The sequence below is a fragment of the Neobacillus sp. SM06 genome (assembly GCF_050496765.1).
GTDB lineage: Bacteria > Bacillota > Bacilli > Bacillales > Cytobacillaceae > JAEVLT01.
Genome location: NZ_JBNWEO010000013.1, coordinates 1 through 21994, shown reverse-complemented (window position 1 = coordinate 21994; position 21994 = coordinate 1). Strand labels below are relative to the sequence as shown.

Sequence of the window (21994 nt, the reverse complement as noted above, 5' to 3'; positions counted from 1 at the left end):
TTATTTTTTTCTCAACCTGAGAGGTTGTATAAAAAATATGGTACAATACAGACAAATAAGTATCGATTTGGAAAGGATTTCTATATGAATTTATTGTTTATTGGAGATGTTGTTGGCTCGCTTGGACGTGAGATGGTGACACAGTATTTACCAAAATTAAAAGAAAAATACCGGCCCCATTTAACGGTCATAAACGGAGAAAATGCGGCGAGCGGAAAAGGGATAACTGAAAAAATCTATCGGCAATTTTTGGATGCAGGTGCTCAAGTGGTTACGCTTGGAAATCATGCTTGGGATAATCGCGAGATCTTTGAATTTATAAATGACGCAAAGTACTTGATTCGGCCGGCAAATTTCCCGGAAGGAACACCTGGAAAGGGCATTGCTTTTGTAAAAATCAATGACTTGGAGGTAGCAATCATTAACTTGCAAGGACGGACATTTATGAGTCCAATTGATTGTCCTTTTAAAAAGGCTGATGAGTTAATTGAGCTTGCCAGAAAAAGAACCCCCTTCATTTTTATCGATTTTCATGCAGAAGTAACGAGTGAAAAACAGGCTATGGGCTGGTATGTAGATGGCAGAGTATCAGCAGTGATCGGCACACACACCCATGTTCAAACAGCAGATAACCGCATTTTGCCTGAGGGGACAGGGTATTTAACAGACGTCGGAATGACAGGGCCGTATGATGGGATTTTGGGGGTTGAAAAAGAGGCGGTATTAAAAAGGTTTTTAACCAGTATGCCGGTTCGCTTTGATATTCCAAAGAGCGGGAGAGGGCAGTTGAGTGCTGTGTTTCTCGAACTCGATCGCAAAACGGGACTGACGAAAAAAATCGAGCGGATCTTCATTAACGATGACCACCCGTTTTATTCTTAAGAAAATGGGTGATTGATCATTTAATTATGGTACTTTTTTGTCCAAGCCGGAATAAGTCTTTTAGCAGCTGAATATAGTAGCAGTGGAATCATATACACCTGATTGGTTCATGATACTGCTCATGCGGGATCGGGATTTTACAAGGAGGAGCTAGGAATGGAAATATTAAAAGTTTCAGCAAAATCTAATCCTAATTCTGTAGCTGGTGCGCTTGCCGGAGTTCTGCGGGAAAGAGGGGCTGCCGAAATACAGGCAATCGGTGCGGGTGCATTAAACCAAGCCGTTAAGGCAGTAGCCATTGCAAGAGGATTTGTCGCACCTAGCGGAGTCGATTTGATTTGCATCCCGGCATTTACCGATATTCAGATTGACGGAGAAGAACGGACAGCGATAAAACTCATCGTGGAGCCGCGATAAGAAAACAAATAGGAACTCGCCACCTTCACTTAGGGCGGGTTCTTTTTTTTGACCTGGTCAAGGATTTCTATTAAAAGTCTAATACAGAATGGAGACAGGCTAATTCCACTCTGTTTCACCCGCAAAAAAACTGCTTCATACCCTTAAAATACTATTCTGCAATATAATAAATGAAATACTTATATAAATTTTTAAAAATTGAATTTCCCTTTCTAAAAGGAAAATATCCGCATATTTACTGTTTTTTTAGAAGAAATAAACAGCTGGGAAAATCTTCAAAGAGAGTGTTTTATTAATAATAAAAAAATATTCATATTTTAGACAATATTTTGCTTTAAAGGGTTGCAATTTTCAGTTTAGAGGTCTAGAATTGTAAGCGTTTAGTACATATCCAATAATCTACTTCTGGAAATCTATTAAATGGTTATGGATCAAAATGGTAGAATTTTGTTGGAAAAGTGCTATACTTTAAATGAATTGTTTTCCAAACTTTTTACATATCCAAAGGGGTGTAAGTCATGATCAATCAACTTTCATGGAAAGTTGGCGGGCAGCAAGGGGAAGGTATTGAAAGTACAGGAGAAATTTTTGCAATTGCATTGAATCGCCTTGGCTATTACCTGTACGGTTATCGCCACTTTTCATCTCGTATTAAAGGCGGCCACACAAACAATAAAATTCGGGTCAGCACAACGCAAGTACGTTCAATTTCTGATGATCTTGATATTCTCGTTGCGTTCGATCAGGAAACGATTGATGTTAATTACCATGAATTGACGAGCGATGGCGTTATTCTTGCCGATTCCAAGTTCGATCCAAAGAAGCCAGAAGATACGGAAGCTGCTTTGTATGCGGTTCCATTCACGGAAATTGCTACAGAGTTGGGAACATCCTTGATGAAAAACATGGTGGCAATTGGAGCTACATCAGCTGTTTTGGATCTGGACATTCAAGTATTTAAAGAAGTAGTTCAGGAAATTTTCGGCAAAAAAGGCGCACAGGTTGTTGCGAAAAATATGGAAGCCATTAATGCAGGCTATAATCATATGAAAGCAAAGCTTGCCGACAGAATACCAACTATGCATCTGGAAAAAGCTGACGGTGTCAAGCGCATGTTTATGATTGGGAACGACGCCATCGCTCTTGGTGCAATCGCCGGCGGATGCCGATTCATGGCAGCTTACCCAATTACACCAGCATCAGAAATTATGGAGTACTTAATTAAAAAACTCCCTGCACTAGGCGGAACTGTTATCCAAACGGAAGACGAGATTGCTGCATGTACAATGGCGATCGGTGCTAATTATGGTGGCGTACGTGCCTTGACTGCATCTGCGGGTCCTGGGTTATCTTTGAAAATGGAAGCGATTGGCCTGGCCGGCATGACGGAAACCCCGCTTGTTATTGTTGATACACAACGTGGAGGCCCATCAACTGGATTACCAACGAAGCAAGAACAATCAGATTTGATGGCAATGATCTATGGAACACATGGCGAGATTCCAAAAATCGTATTGGCGCCAAGTACAGTACAAGAAGCATTCTATGATACGGCAGAAGCATTTAACTTGGCAGAAGAATATCAATGCCCGGTAATCGTGTTATCAGACTTGCAGCTTTCTTTAGGCAAGCAGACGGTTGAACCGCTTGACTTCAGTCAAATCGAAATCAGACGCGGAAAGCTTTTGACCGAAGATCTTCCACCAAATGAAAATAACGGCTACTTTAAGCGTTATGAAGTAACGGAAGATGGAGTATCGCCAAGGGTTATTCCTGGTGTGAAAAACGGAATTCACCATGTCACAGGGGTAGAGCATGCTGAAACCGGAAAACCTTCTGAGTCAGCAGCAAACCGGATGGCTCAAATGGATAAGCGTTTCCGTAAAATGGATAACATTCGTTTTAACACTCCGGTTTACAAAAATGCACCGCATGAGGATGCAGATTTATTGATTGTTGGATTTATTTCTACACGCGGGGCGATTGAAGAAGCAATGGGGCGTCTTGAACAAGATGGTTTGAAAGTAAACCATGCTCATATTCGATTGATTCATCCGTTCCCGACTGACGAGATTTTACCACTTGTGCAATCAGCGAAAAAAGTCATTGTAGTGGAAAATAATGCCACTGGCCAACTGGCAAATATCCTTAAAATGAATGTTGGTCATGCCGAGAAAATTCACAAACTTGTTAAATATGATGGAAACCCGTTCCTTCCGCATGAAGTACACACAAAATGTAAGGAGTTGTTCTAAATGGCCACTTTTAAAGACTTTCGAAACGATGTGAAACCTAACTGGTGTCCTGGCTGTGGCGACTTCTCTGTACAGGCGGCCATTCAACGGGCAGCTGCAAATGTTGGATTGCAACCAGAACAATTAGCGGTTATTTCCGGGATTGGCTGTTCAGGCCGTATCTCTGGATACATTAACTCATATGGCGTCCATGGAATTCACGGCCGTGCATTGCCGATTGCTCAAGGTGTGAAAATGGCAAACCGCGACCTGACTGTCATTGCAGCTGGTGGTGATGGTGATGGCTTTGCAATTGGGATGGGGCATACGATTCATGCAATCCGCCGCAATATCAATATTACTTACATCGTAATGGATAACCAAATTTACGGTTTAACAAAAGGGCAGACTTCACCTCGTTCAGCTGCTGGTTTTAAAACAAAATCAACACCAGAAGGATCAATTGAACAGGCGATTTCACCAATGGAAACGGCATTAACTGTCGGTGCAACTTTTGTTGCCCAAAGTTTCTCAACGGATTTGAAGGAATTAACTTCGATCATTGAAGCTGGTATCAAGCATGACGGATTCTCTTTCATTAATGTATTCAGCCCCTGTGTGACGTACAACAAAGTAAACACATATGACTGGTTTAAAGAGAATCTGACAAAGCTGTCAAGCATCGAAGGCTATGATCCTTCCAGCCGAGAAATGGCAATGCAAACGTTAATGGAACATAATGGCTTAGTAACCGGTCTTATCTACCAAAACACGGAACGCCCATCTTATCAGGAACTGGTTCCAGGATATTCGAAGCAGCCTCTAACCCAAGCTGATTTAAACCTTGATAAAGGGTATTTTGATAAATTAGTTACCGAGTTTATGTAAAAAAATCCTGCAGGAGACGCTCCTGCAGGATTTTTTTGGCTTTTGCTGAAAAAGTATTCAACATCTCGATAGTAACTGTCCCCTGGAATTTCTATTGTTTTCATTTCTTTTAACCTTTATACTATAATAATGTGCAGATATACCCACTCGTTATACAATCTGTAAGAAAGACCCTACACGAATTGAAATAAATTATGAGGAAGTTGATTTTATGAAAGGGGAACAATTGAAAAATGAATGAACAGCAAAGAATTGAAAATCAGCAAGTGAACGCTGCTAATTCTTCGGACAAAAAATCCGCCAAGGATTACAGCAAATATTTTGAAAGAGTTATTACCGCACCTTCATTAAAAGATGCAAAAAAGCGCGGAAAAGAAGAAGTAAACTATCAAAATGATTTTAAAATTCCTGAGGAATTCCAGGGTATGGGAAATGGGCGTAAATTCTATATCCGGACGTATGGCTGCCAAATGAATGAACATGACACGGAAGTAATGGCCGGAATCTTCATGGCACTTGGATATGAGCCAACCGAAACGGTTGAGGATGCCAATGTGATTCTTTTAAATACATGTGCCATTCGTGAAAATGCCGAAAACAAAGTATTTGGGGAAATCGGTCATTTAAAATCGCTCAAAATGGAGAAGCCGGACCTGTTGCTTGGTGTGTGCGGATGTATGTCACAGGAAGAATCAGTTGTCAACAAAATTTTAAGAACATATCAATACGTCGATATGATATTTGGCACTCATAATATCCATCGTTTGCCAAATATTTTGCATGAAGCGTATTTGTCAAAAGAAATGGTTGTCGAAGTTTGGTCAAAAGAAGGGGATGTCATTGAAAACCTTCCGAAAGTCCGACGCGGCAACATTAAAGCGTGGGTCAATATTATGTACGGCTGCGATAAATTCTGCACATACTGTATCGTACCGTTCACACGCGGGAAAGAGCGAAGCCGCCGGCCTGAAGAAATTATTCAAGAAGTGCGCCAATTGGCTGCCCATGGCTATCAGGAAATTACGTTACTTGGCCAAAATGTCAATGCCTATGGAAAAGATTTTACGGATATTCAATATGGACTAGGCGATCTAATGGACGAACTTCGCAAAATTGACATTCCGCGCATTCGCTTTACAACAAGCCATCCGCGTGATTTTGATGATCATTTGATTGAAGTCCTTGCAAAAGGCGGAAATTTAATGAATCACATTCACCTCCCAGTTCAATCAGGTTCGACAGACGTATTAAAAATCATGGCCCGGAAGTATTCACGCGAACAATATTTAGAATTGGTTCGTAAAATCAAGGCTGCTATCCCGGATGTGGCCTTAACGACAGATATTATTGTCGGCTATCCGAATGAAACAGAAGAGCAATTTGAAGAAACGCTATCCCTTTATCGTGAAGTAGGCTATGAATCTGCGTATACCTTCATATATTCGCCAAGAGAAGGAACACCTGCTGCCCAAATGAAGGATAATGTTCCAATGGAAGTAAAGAAAGAAAGGCTGCAGCGCTTAAACAATCTTGTTAATGAGCTGTCGGCCGAAGCGATGAAAAAATATCAAGGCCAAGTGGTTGAAGTGTTGGTCGAGGGCGAAAGCAAAAACAATCCGGATGTATTGGCCGGCTACACAAGCAAAAACAAGCTTGTTAATTTTACTGGTCCGAAAACAGCAATTGGAAAAATTGTGAAAGTGAAAATTACCGAAGCGAAAACATGGTCTTTAAATGGGGAAATGGTAGAAGAACTTAAACCATTAGAGGTGAAATAAGGTGGCGAAATACACAAAAGATGAAATCGTCGTCCGTGCGGAGGAACTGGCGCGGATGGTAGCGGAAACGGAAGAAGTAGATTTTTTCAAACGGGCGGAAGCTCAAATTCATGAAAATAAAAAAGTTCGAACAATGATTGATGAAATAAAGGGACTGCAAAAGCAGGCAGTTAATTTGCAACACTACGGTAAGCCGGAAGCTTTGAAAAAAGTGGAAGAAAAAATTGCACATATTGAACAAGAATTGGATGAAATCCCAGTCGTGCGGGAATTTAAACAATCACAGTTGGATGTCAATGAATTGCTCCAGATTATAGCCTCGACCATATCGAACACTGTAACCGATGAAATTATCCAATCAACAAGCGGCGATGTGCTGCGTGGTGAAACAGGCGCAAGTTTGAAACATGCAGAAGCTTGCGACTGCGATCCCGATCATGAATAAATAAAAACAGGCTAAAATTTGGCCTGTTTTTTTTGTTCTAGAAAATGCTAAATAATGTTGACCAGATTTTAACTAGAAGATCCTCGGAACCACTTGAGCAAGACCCACATAAAATGAACCATGACTAAACTTTTATCCCCTATTGCGAAAAATATATCGCACACTAGTCTAAAAATGAGCATAGGATGAAATGAAACTGAATGAGGAGGGTTCGCTCGAAATGGGAGAATACAGAGAGATAATTACAAAAGCCGTCGTTGCGAAAGGACGAAAATTCACCCAGTCCAATCATACGATTTGCCCGGCGCATAATCCAACAAGTATTCTTGGCTGTTGGATTATCAACCATAAATACGAAGCGAAAAAAGTAGGGAAAACGGTTGAGATACATGGCACATATGACATCAACGCTTGGTACTCCTTTAATGACAATACAAAAACAGAGGTAGTAACTGAACGTGTGCCCTACACGGATGTCATTAAGCTGAAGTATCGCGATCATGATTGCCTCGATGATGATGAAATCATCGCAAAAGTGCTTCAGCAGCCTAATTGTGTTGAAGCCGTTATTTCTCCGAACGGCAACAAAATCATTGTTCATGTCGAAAGGGAGTTCCTTGTTGAGGTGATTGGCGAAACAAAAGTTTGTGTCGCGATCAATCCAGAAGGCTGCTCGCATGATGACGACGATGAATGGGGATTGGAAGTTGATGACGAAGAATTCGAGGAATTAAATCCTGATTTCTTAGTCGGATCCGAAGAGGAGTAAACAAAACTAGGAAGATTTTGCTTCCTAGTTTTCTTTTTTTGCATATGATAGCATTTTAAACAGAAAAGTAGGCAAAAAATAACGAAAACGCTAGAATATAAGTACAGATTTACTGAAACAAATAGGGGCGAGGGATGTCAAATGGAGCTGAACGAATATCTACACGAAGTTGAAACGGAGTTATTAATGCAAATTGATCTTTATTCCGAAAACCCGTTTGACCCCATTGTTGTACGGAATCACTCCACAAAGTGGAAGACAATAGGAAATGGTAATTATGCTGCTGTATTTGTTCACGAAGCCAAACCAGAGTGGGTTGTAAAGGTTTATGGGCGAAACCCGGAAGAACTACAGAAGGAAGTCTCGGTTTATGAAAAATTAGGAAACCATAAATCATTTTCGAGGCTTTATGCATACGGCGAACGTTATCTTATCTTAAAAAGGCTGGAAGGGATTACGTTATTCAATGCACTGATACGAGGAGTGAAAATTCCCGAGAGCGTGATTCGTGATGTCGACCATGGATTAGCTTATGCCCGTTCTGTTGGCTTAAATCCATATGACATCCATGGTAAAAATGTCGTGATGAACAATGGAAGAGGCTATATTGTTGATGTCTCTGATTTTTATAAGAGTGGTTATGACAGCAAATGGAATGATTTGAAGAAAGCTTACTACCGGATCTATAAGCCTTTCATCCGCAAATGGCATCCGCCAATTCCGTTTGTGGTAGTTGATGGGATTCGCAGAGGTTACCGTTTTTATAAAAGAGCGAAGCGAAAATGGAAACGTTAAAGGGATATCGGCCGCGTAACAATCCCCTGATTTTTAACTAACTTATCGGTTGACAAGTTTTTGGTACGTAATTGTATATATCAATTTCCAGAGCACTTTTTTCTCGGAAATATTTTTTTGAATGTTCATTTTTATCTTAATAATATAAAATAAGAAAAAATAGACGTGTTTTTTCAGAACAGAATGGAGTAATGAAAATGAAAAAAACAATTACGGTAAGAGGGATCACAATTGGAGAAGGCATGCCCAAAATTTGTGTTCCTTTGACAGGCAGTACGTTGTCAGAGTTACTGGAAGAAACTGAATGTTTACGGTCGCTTGATTTTGATGTTGCAGAATGGAGAGCGGATTTTTTTGAACATGCCGAAGAACTAGAAAAAGTTTTGGCGGCATTGAAAGTTCTCCGGTCGAGCTTGCGAGATGATATACCACTTCTTTTTACCTTCCGTTCAGAAAATGAAGGCGGCCAAAAAGGAATCAGTCTTGAAAATTACGTTGAACTAAATAAAGCCATTATTGAATCAGGACAAGTCGAGCTAATCGATGTGGAGCTTTTTTGCGGTGACGAAATTGTCAAACAGCTTGTAGCGATTGCGCATGCGAAAAACGTTTTTGTTATTGTTTCAAATCATGATTTTACGAAAACGCCATCAAAAGAAGAGATCATTTCAAGACTTTGCAAAGCGCAGGAGTTGGGAGGGGATTTGCCGAAAATTGCTGTTATGCCAAAAGATGCTGCTGATGTTTTAACCTTGCTCGATGCTAGCAACACAATGATTGAAAAATTTGCGGATCGGCCGATTATCACGATGTCAATGGCGCAAAAAGGAATGATCAGCCGCCTTGCCGGAGAAGTATTTGGATCTGTTTTAACTTTTGGAGCTGCAAAGAAAGCTTCAGCACCTGGGCAAATTTCTGCAACAGTGCTTCGGGATATCTTGGCATTGCTCCACGAAAAAAAGTAATGTCCAGATCGTCAATCTTGAAAAAAGACCCTGAATATTCCGTCAATAAAAACGTTTTTTTTGCAGAGAGATATCGTTGGATTGTTAAAAATTTTTAAAATCAGTCTATTATCCTATTTTTTCCCATTCGAAGTTTTGTATAATATATATATAGACCTATAAGGTATATACATGTTCATGATCGTATGGCAATTTATTGCAGAAAAGGAGAAAAAGTGGTGAATGACATTGAAGTAACGGATAAGGAATTTCTGCGAAAGATGGAGGAGTCTTGCCCCTTTTTAAGACTGTCCAGCGATTTATTCTCCGTCCATTCCCTTGACAGTCGTTTTGTTTACGCTTCCCAATCAGCGAAGGAACTGCTCGGCTATATGTCGGATGAGCTGGTTTCAATCCCCCTTGCTGATTTATGCCACCCAAATGACCGTCACACGATTCAGTATTTCTTGCGGCACTATGAAGATTTTGAAAAATATCGGGTCATTTATCGGATTCGCAGAAAAACCGGTGAATATATTTGGCTCGAATCGCTTTTTATGCTCGATAAACAAGCAAATTTACTTTTTTGTACTTCACGGGATTTTACCGAGTACAAAACGACTGAAGAAGAATTGGAAGCGAATCGGACAAAATACCAGGCTCTCGTTGAGAGTTTTCAAGATACGGTAGGCATTATAACCGTTGACGGATATTGGGTTTACATGAACGCGGCGGGTAAAAAACTTTTTGGGATTACCAGTACAAGTGAAATGATCGGAAGGTCGGTTTTCGAACATGTACCCCAAGAGGAACATCGAAAAATTCGCGAACATATTGGTTCGCAACAAGAAAAAGAGCCTTTTGAGCTAACGATTTTGCGAACGGATCGGCAAATTCGGCATGCGGAAGCAAAAGTGATCCCAACCATCTATAGAGAGCGAAATACCTGTCAAATTGTCATCCGCGATTTGACAGAAAGAAAGAAAACGGAAGATATGATGCAACAGACGGAAAAACTGTCGGTTGTCGGCCATTTAGCGGCCGGTATTGCCCATGAAATCCGCAATCCGCTAACAGCCATCAAAGGGTTTACCCAGCTGATGAAACAAGAAGTGCCAAATTCGTATTTGGACGTGGTTTTAACGGAATTGGAAAGGGTTGAAAATATCGTAAGTGATCTGCTGATCCTTGCCAAACCGCAGGCTTCCGTTTTTGAAAAAGTCAATATGGAAAAGCTTTTGAACGATACGATTTTTCTGTTTCTATCAGAAGCCCATTTACATAACATTGAATTTTTCAGTGATTTTCAATTATCCGACCCTTTTATTGAAGGAGAAGGCGATAAACTGAAACAGGTCTATATTAATTTGCTAAAAAATGCAATTGAAGCCATGCCAGACGGCGGGCATATTTCGATAAAAGCGTATGAGAGAAACGAGAATTATTTAGTCACTCAAATCATCGATGAAGGCATTGGGATCCCGCCAGAACGGATCACAAGGCTGGGCGAACCTTTTTATAGCACAAAAGAAAAAGGGACTGGTCTCGGCTTAATGATCTGCAATCGAATTATAAAAAATCATAATGGTTCACTGAAAATTGACAGTTGTGAAAAAAATGGCACAACTGTGACGATCAAACTTCCGCGAAGGTGCAGCTAATTACATTCCAATGTAAGGGATGCTCATCTATTGTTTTGGATGAATAGTGAGAAGCTCCACCCTTCATAAGCAAAACGTCATTTGTCCATTTCTGGATATTGAAGACAATTTAATTAAAAGGCCAAACCATCTCCAAATTGATAAAGTCCTTTAATGCTCACGGGAAGTTTTCCTTCCGGCTTGCTGCCAAATAGGACATCCACTGCAGCATTCCAAGAGGAGGGAACGGGCGAGCCCCATCGGTCAATCGCGTAAGATGCTATATAGGCTCCAATTGCAGGAAAATGTTTTATATCATATGGAAGTCCCAAGGATAGAACAACGAGCGGTTTTCCGCTTGACTCCAAGGCTTTTACTAAGCGGATCTGTCCTTGTGAGAGGGTGCTTGCCGAATAAGTAGCAACAATTAGCCTATCTGCCTGGTTTGCCAAATTGGTTGCATTTTGAATCTCAGCGGCAGTTGGATCTGCTGAAGTAATGGTATGGGTTACCTTTCCGAATGTTTTGTGCCTAACGGATTGAATGATTGCTTCCATTTGCTTCCTTGATTCGAAAATTTCAGGGCCGACCACAAAGATCGTTGCATGCTTGTCGTTTGCCTTAAAGGGCAATACATTTTCATTTTTCAATACTGTAATTGATTTTTTGGCTGCTTTTGCAGCTATTTTTTTATGTTCCGGGTTGTTAACCACTTTTTTCGCATGAACAGGGTCTACATAACGATGATTAAATAGATCATATTTAACTTTTGCTGACAGAATTCGTTTTACGGAGTCGTTAACCCTTTTTTCCGTCAGTTCACCTGATTTAAAGGCATGGTATAAAGCATGATACGTTTCAAGCTGGTGTTTGTAAGACCCGGTTGCCATGACGATATCGGCGCCGGCATTGATGGCCATAACCGCTGCCTGCCCGGTTCCCCAATGGTGATCGATTGCATCCATACTCATCGAATCCGTTACGATAATTCCATTAAACCTCATTTGGTTTCTAAGAAGGCCTGTTACTACTTTTTTTGATAATGTGGCTGGAAGTTCCGCGTCAATCGAATCAATAATGACATGAGCAGTCATAATGGCATCGACGCCTGCCGCAATCGCTTCCTTAAACGGCGGAAGATGTATTTCCTCCAAGGTTTTTCGATCATAATTTACTGCTGCTAGATGCAAATGGGAATCGGCATTTGTATCTCCGTGTCCTGGAAAATGTTTCGCGGTCGCTACAACACCATTTTCCTGGTAACCTTTGATTTGGGCAACGGCCATTTGTGAAACAAGGTCTGTTTTTTCACCGAATGACCGGACACCGATCACTGGATTGGCAGGATTTGTGTTTACATCCGTGAGCGGTGAATAGTTCCAGTTGAAGCCCATTGCTTTAAGTTCAATTGCCGTTATTTTGGCAATCTGTTCGGCAGTTTTCCGATCTCTTGTTGCCCCGATTGCCATTTGCCGCGGGAAATCTGTTCCGTCCGTCACATGCTGATAGGGCCCATACTCCAGATCGCCGGAGATAAACAGCGGAATTTGCAGGCGGGTTTCAGAGGCCCATTTTTGCAGTTGGTTTGTAAATTTAGCGATTTTTTCCGCATTTGCCTTCCCATAATAAATGACTGATCCACTGCCATACGTCTTGATTAAGTGTTGAATGTGCTGATCCGAAGCTTGTCCATCTCGTACTGAAGGCATTACCAGCTGTCCGATTTTTTCTTTATCCGTCATGGTTAAAAGAATTTTGTGAACAAAATTGCTTGTGACCGGACCAGAAAGTGCGGCTGCAGTCGATTGTTCAACGGAAGCTTGGATACTCGTTTCTTGAGAAAGAATTGCTGAAACGAGAACAAAAATTATGAAACGCTTCCAACTATAATTTTTTCTTCGAGTGTTCGTTTTTAATAATGATTTCAAATTCTGCACCGCCCCAACTCTTTAATTCCCATATGATTCTCTATTATCATCCTTCCTTCTCCGGTCCACTATACTTGAAAAGGAGCAGGTAAATAAAAAACTGGGAAACAGAAATTTGTTTCCCAGTTTTTAATCAGTAAGTATTGATTTCAAAAAGATAGGCTAAAAGTGCAACATAGATGCAGCAGTGGATGATCGTCGTTAGCAAAAAACGTCCATTGTTAGTTTTATAGATGAATTGCCGGTTTGCAAGGCTTACGAAAAAGAGAATGGCGACAGGAATAAAATATCTTCCTTGTATACCGTAAACAATTGAATATCCTACAGGAGTATATCCGACATACAAGGCAGTATAAATAAGCAAAACAACTGCCGCCATACTAAACAGCATGATAAATTTGTCTGTTTTTCTCGAACTATGCTCAAGATCCGTCTCGTCATTCACAAGGCCAAATAACAACATTAAAAACAAATATGTGTAAATCACGATGTTTGGCGTTGAATAGTGATAAATGGTTACGACAATTCCAAGCATTCCTAAAAACTTGGATTCTCCCAATCTGATAAATGAATCAAGCAGGACCTTCCCGTACTGAATAGGGTGCGAAAGGATATATAAAATTTGTTCTTTCGGCGATACTCCTGAATGGGTTCTGACATCAGGAATCGATAAATTGGCAAGGTTTAACCAGTTCCATAGAAGATATGGGAGCACAAAACCTGCCAAAACGAACCCAGCTTTTTTGACAAAATCCTTCTTATCGACAAATTTCCATCGTGGAATAATGAAAAAAAGAAGGAATAACGGGAAGTAAACGATTTTCGAAACAACGATAAAAATTCCGATTCCGATGGTTGTCAACACATGTTTTCGCTTAATTTGCCCGACATTGCCATATGCTAAATAAAAAATATAAGAAACAAAAAGGAACGCGGATGAGATGATCATCGAATCGCCGGATAGTGTTGCTGCCTGATTTATCGACATTGGCAAAAGAGCAACAATGTAAAAGAGATTCTTTTTCACCGGAACGATTTTTAAGGCAGTATATACAATCGCCAAGTAGGCAAACAGGTTAAAGATTCTGCCAAGATACATCATCATCAGCGGTGATTGAAAGAAAATTCTGCCGATCGTTAGCCCGATTGCCTGCGGAATATAAATGGTCGGCGGATAGGATGAAGCATAATTGCGAATAAATATTCTTTTTTCAGGATTTAACGGCGTACGAAAGGCTTCTTTTACAATTTCGTATTGATAGCCTTTTCCGCTAATAAATTGTGTTTGGTGAATCGTATCCACAATGCTGATGGGGATTTCGTTTCCGAGCCCTTGCTTGGTGACTTGGTTAACAAACATTCCTTCGGATACTTCAAATGATCGTAAAAAATGATCAAATTCATCCAATTGATCAAACGGAGGAACGACCATCGTCAATACAAGTCCAACCGGTAGGGCGGTTACTAAAAATGCTTTGTGCAACTCCGTTTTATATTTCCTTAAACCAAAGACTGATAGGAAAAACAGGAACAGGAACAAGGCTCCAGCAAAAAGATAGCCGGATTGACTGATCAACGTTTTCTTCTTCAGCTCAAAAATGGAGAAGCGAAGATCCCCTTTTAACGTTCTGCCGTTCATGGTCAGCAGACCTTGCTGGTAATGATCACTCGCACTTTTCAATAAGCTGATCGATTGTCCCTTTCGAAGATTCTTCCCTGTAATCAGTAATTCGTATTTTTTTCCTTGTGCTCCGTAGATTTTTAGGAAGTCAAAATTTGTAAGTTTTTTGTCCTTTATTGTTTTCAAGTTAATGGTTTGGTTAGCCAGAATTTTTCCGCTTTCGCTTTCTATCAAGGCAAGATTCAAGGTTCCCTTTGTTTTTGAACTTGTCCGAAATAGCAGTTGAACGCGTGAAAAAGAGTCCCTTTTTGAAACAAAGGTTTGTGAAATGGTTAGATCCCCCGTAAGTTCGCCAAGGGTAGCGTCACTATAATTCTGTCCGGCGGCTGTAGATTCCAATTCTTTTGGTGCTGTGAATGATCCGCTGTTCTCGAAAATGACAAGCCCGAAAAGCAGAAGAACAACAATGGCAATTGTCCAAACAAACCAGTCATTCTTGAATTCGGTTTGAACAGGCCGTTTTACTTGTGTAAGCAAGATATTTCCTCCTTCACTCCGCTGATGCAGCTATTATCTGACAACTAAGTAAACACCGAGTAAAATGATCCCGGTACCGACCCATCTTGTTATCGGAATTTGTTCTTTAAACAGAAAAAGACCGACAAAAAGCGCCAGAACATATGCAATACTTTGCAATGGATATAAAAAGCTCAGCGGGAGTTTTGAAAGCAAATACATCCAAATGACCGTAGCCAGTATGTAAAGGACAAACCCTAAAAAAATAAAAGGGGAGAAGACAAACTGGAAGAATTTTTGGATCAGGCTGCCATGAAGCTGCAATTTTTCCAACCCAATTTTCCAGCTTGTTTGTCCCAAAACAAGAAAAAGAATATTTGTTAAAAGCAAAACATATTTCACCATAAAGCTGCTACCTCTCTGAACTCTTCATGTTGTGGAGATTCTCCACTTCTTTTTTTAATAAACCAACTTCCTGAACAAGCTGGGTAAATTTATTTGAAATTCGTGAAACCGTTAGGGTAAGGCTAAATATAAGAAAAAATTGAAAAATAAATGATAATAGAAATATAGCATTAACAGGTTGCTGGATACTTAATAACTGGGCAATTGTTTTGGCAATGTCCGAAAAAGCTGCCAAAAAAATATTCCCTACACTAAAAAACAGCCAAAGCAAAGAATACTTAAGCTCAAGACTGTACTTTCGAATCATATTGATAATCATGAGGAAGGTAACGATCGAAGCAATGAACAAGATGATTTGCAATTGAGCCGTAATCATTGGAATCTCCTTTCGAGCAAATGAGCGTAGCTTACGTCCATCCAATTTTCCGCAAGTTATCGATGAATATAGCCAGTGACACTTTAATCATATAATAGATCGATTTGAAGGAGGTAATGCTGGAACGCCCTCCAAACCTTTCATTCATCATCACCGGCACTTCCGAAATTTGAAAATGTTTTCTCAATAAGAAAGCGATCGACTCTGGTTCAGGATAATCGTGCGGATAGCGGTGGCTGAATTGTTCAATGACCTTGCGGTTACATGCGCGAAAACCAGAAGTCGGGTCTGTTATTCTTTTTTTCTCTAAAAGCTGAATTAAAAAGCTAAAATAAGTAATTCCCATTCTTCTGATAAAAGAAGATTGAAACCCTTCCTTTTTCAAATAACGCGAGCCAATGACCATATCCGCTTTTCCTTCTTTAATCGGTGCGATCAGATCGTTTATATAACCTGGATTATGCTGGCCGTCGCCATCTACTTGGATCGCGATATCATAACCGTGTTCCCATGCATATTTATAGCCCGTTTGCACAGCACCGCCGATTCCAAGATTGCATGGAAGGTCAATAACCTGAAAACCTAGCTTTCTACCAATCTCAGATGTGTGATCATTCGAACAATCATTGACAACGAGAATGTCAACAAAATCTATCTTTTGAAATTGAGCTGCAACTTTTTTTAAGCCCTCTTCTTCATTAAAAGCAGGGACAATTGCAAGTATTTTCATTGTTTTCTTCTCCTACCTTCGAGGATCCAAAATGATGAATTCGGTTCAATCATTGTGAGAAAAAATTTTTTTGCTATCATTAGAGGAAAACAAGAATTCAGTACGCCTCATTTTACACCATGTTTATTAAAAAACTTTTAAATTCATATTAATATTTACACATTTGTTTGAAACGAAACATGGAAAATACAGTATCGAGTGTAAATACAAAACAGATTATTGTTTTTAAGTGGAAAGTGTTTCTGAATGGGAACAGGAGCCGCATGAATAATCGAATTTTTTCTCTTTTATTAGGATGACATTTGCTGGCCGCCATTAACATGGAGCGTTTGGCCTGTTACAAATCGCGAGTCGTCAGAGGCGAGGTATACATACGTAGGGGCGAGTTCAAACGGTTGGCCCTGTCGATCCATTGGGTTGCCGGCTAAAGGAATTTGATCGGCAGAAAAGCTGGATGGAATCAGCGGAGTCCAGACGCGGCCGGGTGCTACCGCATTTACCCGAATCCCTTTTTTGACTAAATTGTTGGCCAATGCCCGTGTAAAACCAACAATTGCTGCTTTTGTCATTGTGTAATCAATCAATTGTTCATGCCCGATATAAGCAACAACCGATGCTGTGTTAATAATCGAACTCCCAGCTTTTAAGTGAGGCAATGCCGCCCTCGTTGTGTAAAAATGGGAATAAATATTTACTTTAAAGGTTTCATCAAATTGTTCATCAGAAATATCAAGCAGGCTTAATTGTTGAAATTGGATGCCGACATGGTTGCACAGGATATCCAGTTGTCCAAACGTTTCAATTGTTTTTTCGATAATCTCAATACACTGCTGTTTTTCCCTTACATCCCCTGGCAAAAGCAAACATCGCTGACCAAGCTCTTCGATTCTCGTTTTCGTCCGATTGGCATCTTCGTGTTCATCCAAGTATGATATCGCCACATTTGCCCCTTCTTTTGCAAAAGCAATGGCAGCTGCTGCGCCAATTCCGCTGTCCCCACCTGTAATTAAGGCAACCTTTCCCACTAATTTCTCACTGCCTTTGTAGTAAGGATTCTCGATAATGGGCCTTGGAACCATTAAACTTTCAAGGCCGGGCTGGTGAACCTGGCGCTGTTCAGGCACAGTGAGGGCAACATCTTCGTAACGGGTAATTTTCCCGTAGTTTGGATACATCGGGTAGGTTTGATTTGCCGGATGGACTCTATTTTCTTTTGACATGAAAATCCTCCTCAAAAGGTTCAATTCGAAATTAAAATATGTAATAAATGTAATTTGAGTGCCTGAAGAAATGGATTTTTGCAATTTTCAAGAAAGTCATCCATACGGTTTCGTTTTCCTTGCTGATCGAATAAATTGAGGTAAAGAAGGAGGGGAGTTTATGCATACCTATTATTATAACCCGGAAGTAACATGGTTAGTAGTGAACCATTCTGAAGAAAAAGAAGAGATTTTCTATAATACCAATCCCTTTTCGGTGAAAATTTCAAAAATTGGACCGAGACCGCCGTATTACTGCTATCCTAGATATGAACAATATTATCCAGTTATTTAGATCATTTAGTGTTGCAAATCATTCCCATTACAATTGTTTCGCAACAATGTCGAAGCTTACAATCTATTTAAAAACGTCAATTCAGCTATTTTTTCATAGGAAATACAACAGGCAATGTAGAAATAGTCGAAGTTTGCCATTTTCATTTAAATCGTGTGTTGCGAAAATCAGGGGGATGATGATGATAGAAGTCGAAAAATTGATCGATCAGTTCGCCTCAATCAAGGTAATTGGCGTTGGCGGGGGCGGCAATAATGCTGTAAACCGCATGATCGAGGATGGAGTCCAAAGGGTTCAATTTAATGGACGTGAAAACGGTCATGTCCCATAAAGGAACCGCCTTGATGGGAATTGGCATTGCAAAAGGGATTATCATGAATATTACTGGAGGCAGGAGTCTAAGTCTGTTTGAAGTTCAAGAGGCAGCTGATATCGTTGCATCTGCTTCGGATGATTTTTTTCGAAGACGGAAAAAACGAACACGGCCAACAAGATAATGATGAAAAAAGGCACCGAACCAATTATTCTATTTGGTCGGTGTCTTTTTTTGTTGTTTGATTACGTTTTATTAGTAAAATTATGTAAGTTACTAAAAGGAAAACAATTGCTGCAGAAATTATTTAAAAAATAACAGTGTTGAAGTCCTGCAGCCACCATTTATTTTACAAGAGATTTCTAAATATTAGTATAAATATAAGTTGACAATTGCAGAATTATAGGTATACTTAATTTATAAGGTAACTTAGTATACAAGTAGACAACATTAAAGATTAATTCGTTTTTCTGGTAGTGGTTTTTATTACTCAATGAGGTGATTGTATGAAAGACATTGGTGTTGAAGAACTTAAACAAAAAGCGATTGAACTTCGAAAAACAGCTCTGATAATGATTCACGAAGCACAGTCTGGGCATCCCGGCGGTTCTCTTTCTGCTGCCGATGTAGTAGCTGCCCTTTACTTTAAGGAAATGAATATTGATCCGACAAATCCTCAATGGGAAGATCGGGATCGGTTTGTGTTATCAAAAGGGCATGTTTGCCCGATCCAATACTCAGCATTAGCATTATTGGGTTATGTACCGTATGAAACGATCTATACATTAAGAAAGTATGGTTCTCCATTTCAAGGTCATCCGGACATGAAAAAGTGTCCTGGTATCGATATCTCAACCGGATCATTGGGTCAAGGACTTTCTTGTGCAGTTGGAATGGCACTAGGGGGAAAAAGGGATCTAAAAGATTATCGCGTATTCGCTATGTTAGGAGATGGGGAGTGTCAAGAAGGTCAGATTTGGGAAGCTGCCCAAAGTGCAGTAAAGTATCAGTTAGACAATTTAGTAGTTTTTGTTGATGATAATGGATTGCAAATTGATGGAACAACCGAAGAGGTTATGCCAAATCAAGATTTGGAAAAGAAATTTCAAGCTTTTGGATTTGAAACTAGAAGAATCAATGGACATTCAATGGAAGAGATCGTTGAAACTTTAAATTCTATTAGGGGAGTAACCAATGGAAAACCAAAATGTATTGTACTTAATACGGTAAAAGGTAAGGGGGTTTCGTTTATGGAGCATTCTGTTGGCTGGCATGGTGTTGCACCAAATGATGAAGAGTATCTTCAGGCAATCGAGGAGATAGCAGGGGGGTTAAAATAATGAGCATAATGGAAAAAAATACTTTAATTAAAAAAGCCACCAGAGAAGCTTTTGGAGATGAGATTGTGGAGTTGGGGAAAAAGAATAAAAATATTTATGTGGTGGATATTGATATTGGCAAGTCATGTAAGACAACACAATTTGCAAAACAATTACCAAATCAGCATGTAAATGTTGGTATAGCAGAGCAAAATGGCGCCGGTTTAGCAGCTGGACTTGCGACAACAGGCAAGATTCCTTTTGTAAGCACTTACGCCGTATTTGGTTCATTAAGGATGGCGGAACAGATTCGACAAGAAATTTGCTATCCTAATTTAAATGTAAAAATTGCCTGTTCACATGGTGGACTTACTCCTGCTAACGATGGAGCAAGCCATCAAAGTATCGAGGATATGGGAGTACTAAGAACAATTCCCAACATGACAGTGGTAATGGGTGCAGATTATTATTCTACTCGTAAATTAGTTGAACAGGCAGCAGTAACATATCAGCAGGTGTACCTTCGCTTTACTAGAGATGCAGTTCCAGTCATATATGGGGAAAATGAAGAATTTACGATTGGTAAAGCTAAGCAAATTAAGGATGGTACCGATATCGCCATTGTTGCTAACGGTGATACCGTATATCTTGCATTGGAAGCAACAAAGCAATTAGAAAAAGAAGGAATATCTGTAAAGCTACTAGACATGCATACTATTAAACCGCTTGACCGCGAAGCAATCGTTGAGTGCTTAAAAATTGGCAAAATTATTACAGTTGAGGATCATAATATTTTAAATGGCCTTGGAAGTGCGGTCTGTGAAGTAGTGGCTGAAGAAGGCAAGGGGATCGTGAAAAGAATGGGTGTTCAAGATCAATTCGGACAGTCCGCACCTTATGAAAAATTGTTAGAGATAAATGGAATTACAATAGAAAATATTGTAAAAACAGCGAAAGAAATGCTTCAGTAGGTGAATATATCAGAAGGGGAGAAAAAATATGTTTGAATTAAATGATAGAGTAGCGATCGTTACTGGCAGTGGTTCTAAGAAAGGAATTGGACGAACGATTGCTCTCACCCTAGCAAAACAAGGTGCAGCAGTGGTTGTTGCTGATATTAACATGGATGGAGTTCAGGAAACCGTTAATGAGATTAAGGAATCCGGTGGAAAAGCTTTAGGTGTGGAACTAAATGTAACCAGCAAAGAATCGAATGATTTAATGGTAGAAAAGGTTTTACAAACATTCGGCAGGATTGATATTTTGGTGAATAATGCAGGAATTTCACAAAAAGTAACGGTCGAAGAGATGACACTTGAAGACATAACGAGAATTTTTAATGTTAATATGTTTGGATTATTTTTGTGCACCCAAGCCGTATTAAAAACGATGAAGCAACAAAAATACGGCCGGATCGTTAACCTTTCCTCTGTATCAGCTAAACGAGGGGGTGGAGTATTTGGGGGGCCACACTATTCGGCTTCTAAAGCTGCCGTTTTAGGATTCTCAAAAAACCTTGCTCGAGAAGTTGCCCTCGATGGGATTACAGTTAACTGTGTTGCTCCGGGACTTGTAAATACGGATATTTGGAAATCCCTACCCGGAGACCAGGCACAAAAGGTAATAGACGGAATACCGATGGGAAGGCCAGGTGAAACAGAAGAAGTTGCTGCAACGATTGCTTTCTTAGTTTCAGAAGAAGCATCCTATATCACTGGAGAAGAAATCGATATTAATGGCGGTTCACACATGGATTAATAGATAGATTCTTATAGTAACAGGCATTTTATACAGAATGCCTGTTTTTCTATATGAAAACGGAAAAAATTTCTTAACAAATATTGGGTCAATTTTGATTAAGTTCAAAATTTTTCAAATTTATCTAAAGATTATTGCCCTATTAAAAAAATATCTTTATAATTATACATGTCTAATTACTAACTAAGAATACAATAAGTCAAACATAGAAAGGGGTGTTTTTTATCAATTTCAATCCAGTTTCCAGTAAAAAATTGTATATGCAGATTTATAATCAAATTCTTTCAGAAATCCAATCAGGCTCTTTTAAAATTGGTGATAAGCTACCGGCAGAAAGAGAGCTTTGCGAACAGTTTGGTGTAAGTCGTGCACCTATTCGCCAGGCTCTTAGCGCTTTGGAGTTGAATGGTCTAATCTATTCCCGCCAGGGAGAAGGTGTTTATGTAAAAAGCAATCAGATAGCGCCTGAGAGGTCAGAATCCGCTATTTTTTTTGATTCAATATCCCCGGAGGATATCGTTGAAGCAAGGATGTATATCGAGCCGCTTATTGTGAAATTTGCAGCACAAAGAGCTACTGATGAGGATATTGAGGATCTTCGTTCGACCATTCAAAAGATGGAGAAAGAGACAAATAATGGCGTATATGTGCCAGAAACAGATGAAAAATTACATTCTGGGGT

General features: G+C 39.8%; 22 protein-coding genes and 1 pseudogene. 17 read left to right on the top strand and 6 right to left on the bottom strand.

The window, feature by feature from the left end; genetic code table 11:
• Positions 1–84 precede the first annotated feature (84 nt).
• From ACQYAD_RS05190 to ACQYAD_RS05145, 10 genes are all read left to right on the top strand, one after another.
• Positions 85–882 (top strand): TIGR00282 family metallophosphoesterase, encoded by a 798-nt coding sequence (locus tag ACQYAD_RS05190; protein WP_430236140.1) that lies wholly within the window; start codon positions 85–87, stop codon positions 880–882.
• A gap of 156 nt (positions 883–1038) precedes the next feature.
• The gene (spoVS, locus tag ACQYAD_RS05185) at positions 1039–1299 is read left to right on the top strand and encodes a stage V sporulation protein SpoVS (protein ID WP_003181955.1); all 261 of its coding nucleotides are present in this window, start codon (positions 1039–1041) and stop codon (positions 1297–1299) included.
• A gap of 518 nt (positions 1300–1817) precedes the next feature.
• A complete protein-coding gene (locus ACQYAD_RS05180; protein WP_430236139.1) occupies positions 1818–3554 on the top strand; it encodes a 2-oxoacid:acceptor oxidoreductase subunit alpha in 1737 nt (578 codons plus the stop codon).
• Entirely contained in the window at positions 3555–4421 is an 867-nt protein-coding gene (locus ACQYAD_RS05175; protein ID WP_430236138.1) for a 2-oxoacid:ferredoxin oxidoreductase subunit beta, read from the top strand.
• A gap of 233 nt (positions 4422–4654) precedes the next feature.
• A complete protein-coding gene (miaB, locus tag ACQYAD_RS05170; RefSeq protein WP_430236137.1) occupies positions 4655–6199 on the top strand; it encodes a tRNA (N6-isopentenyl adenosine(37)-C2)-methylthiotransferase MiaB in 1545 nt (514 codons plus the stop codon).
• Position 6200: 1 nt separating this feature from the next.
• A complete protein-coding gene (locus ACQYAD_RS05165) occupies positions 6201–6644 on the top strand; it encodes a RicAFT regulatory complex protein RicA family protein (protein WP_430236136.1) in 444 nt (147 codons plus the stop codon).
• A 220-nt stretch (positions 6645–6864) separates the two neighbouring features.
• The gene (locus tag ACQYAD_RS05160; RefSeq protein ID WP_430236135.1) at positions 6865–7413 is read left to right on the top strand and encodes an outer spore coat protein CotE; all 549 of its coding nucleotides are present in this window, start codon (positions 6865–6867) and stop codon (positions 7411–7413) included.
• Positions 7414–7554: 141 nt separating this feature from the next.
• Positions 7555–8208 carry a serine/threonine protein kinase gene (locus ACQYAD_RS05155; RefSeq protein ID WP_430236133.1) on the top strand — a complete coding sequence of 218 codons (654 nt, stop codon included), beginning with the start codon at positions 7555–7557 and terminating at the stop codon, positions 8206–8208.
• 197 nt (positions 8209–8405) lie between these two features.
• Complete coding sequence (gene aroD, locus ACQYAD_RS05150) at positions 8406–9173, top strand: type I 3-dehydroquinate dehydratase (protein WP_430236131.1); 768 nt, start codon at positions 8406–8408, stop codon at positions 9171–9173.
• Positions 9174–9391: 218 nt separating this feature from the next.
• Positions 9392–10813 carry a PAS domain S-box protein gene (locus ACQYAD_RS05145; protein ID WP_430236130.1) on the top strand — a complete coding sequence of 474 codons (1422 nt, stop codon included), beginning with the start codon at positions 9392–9394 and terminating at the stop codon, positions 10811–10813.
• A gap of 113 nt (positions 10814–10926) precedes the next feature.
• On the opposite strand, the gene ACQYAD_RS05140 is transcribed toward ACQYAD_RS05145, so the two are convergent.
• The 6 genes from ACQYAD_RS05140 to ACQYAD_RS05115 all read right to left on the bottom strand — a co-directional run bounded on the left by ACQYAD_RS05140 (position 10927) and on the right by ACQYAD_RS05115 (position 17588).
• Positions 10927–12720 carry a glycoside hydrolase family 3 protein gene (locus tag ACQYAD_RS05140; protein WP_430236129.1) on the bottom strand — a complete coding sequence of 598 codons (1794 nt, stop codon included), beginning with the start codon at positions 12718–12720 and terminating at the stop codon, positions 10927–10929.
• A gap of 133 nt (positions 12721–12853) precedes the next feature.
• The gene (locus ACQYAD_RS05135) at positions 12854–14878 is read right to left on the bottom strand and encodes a DUF2142 domain-containing protein (protein ID WP_430236127.1); all 2025 of its coding nucleotides are present in this window, start codon (positions 14876–14878) and stop codon (positions 12854–12856) included.
• A 33-nt stretch (positions 14879–14911) separates the two neighbouring features.
• On the bottom strand, positions 14912–15262 hold the full coding sequence (locus ACQYAD_RS05130; protein ID WP_430236126.1) for an EamA family transporter: 351 nt from the start codon (positions 15260–15262) through the stop codon (positions 14912–14914).
• A gap of 7 nt (positions 15263–15269) precedes the next feature.
• A complete protein-coding gene (locus ACQYAD_RS05125) occupies positions 15270–15638 on the bottom strand; it encodes a DUF2304 domain-containing protein (protein ID WP_430236125.1) in 369 nt (122 codons plus the stop codon).
• Positions 15639–15669: 31 nt separating this feature from the next.
• On the bottom strand, positions 15670–16368 hold the full coding sequence (locus ACQYAD_RS05120; protein WP_430236124.1) for a glycosyltransferase family 2 protein: 699 nt from the start codon (positions 16366–16368) through the stop codon (positions 15670–15672).
• A gap of 290 nt (positions 16369–16658) precedes the next feature.
• Positions 16659–17588 (bottom strand): SDR family oxidoreductase, encoded by a 930-nt coding sequence (locus ACQYAD_RS05115; RefSeq protein ID WP_430236123.1) that lies wholly within the window; start codon positions 17586–17588, stop codon positions 16659–16661.
• Positions 17589–17748: 160 nt separating this feature from the next.
• Between ACQYAD_RS05115 and ACQYAD_RS05110 the strand changes: the two genes are divergently transcribed.
• From ACQYAD_RS05110 to ACQYAD_RS05080, 7 genes and pseudogenes are all read left to right on the top strand, one after another.
• Positions 17749–17922, top strand: coding sequence for a hypothetical protein (locus ACQYAD_RS05110; protein WP_430236121.1), 174 nt, complete (start codon positions 17749–17751; stop codon positions 17920–17922).
• 181 nt (positions 17923–18103) lie between these two features.
• Positions 18104–18253, top strand: coding sequence for a hypothetical protein (locus tag ACQYAD_RS05105; protein ID WP_430236120.1), 150 nt, complete (start codon positions 18104–18106; stop codon positions 18251–18253).
• A pseudogene (locus ACQYAD_RS05100) lies at positions 18228–18374 on the top strand (cell division protein FtsZ); the annotation flags it as partial. The gene ACQYAD_RS05105 and the pseudogene ACQYAD_RS05100, both read left to right, overlap by 26 nt.
• Before the next feature lie 367 nt (positions 18375–18741).
• Complete coding sequence (locus ACQYAD_RS05095) at positions 18742–19575, top strand: transketolase (protein ID WP_430236119.1); 834 nt, start codon at positions 18742–18744, stop codon at positions 19573–19575.
• Positions 19575–20525 (top strand): transketolase family protein, encoded by a 951-nt coding sequence (locus ACQYAD_RS05090; RefSeq protein WP_430236118.1) that lies wholly within the window; start codon positions 19575–19577, stop codon positions 20523–20525. The genes ACQYAD_RS05095 and ACQYAD_RS05090 overlap by 1 nt, the downstream gene beginning before the upstream one ends.
• A gap of 28 nt (positions 20526–20553) precedes the next feature.
• Positions 20554–21312, top strand: coding sequence for an SDR family NAD(P)-dependent oxidoreductase (locus tag ACQYAD_RS05085; RefSeq protein ID WP_430236117.1), 759 nt, complete (start codon positions 20554–20556; stop codon positions 21310–21312).
• A 215-nt stretch (positions 21313–21527) separates the two neighbouring features.
• The coding region (locus tag ACQYAD_RS05080) for a FadR/GntR family transcriptional regulator (RefSeq protein ID WP_430236116.1) at positions 21528–21994 on the top strand (467 nt) is incomplete at its 3' end.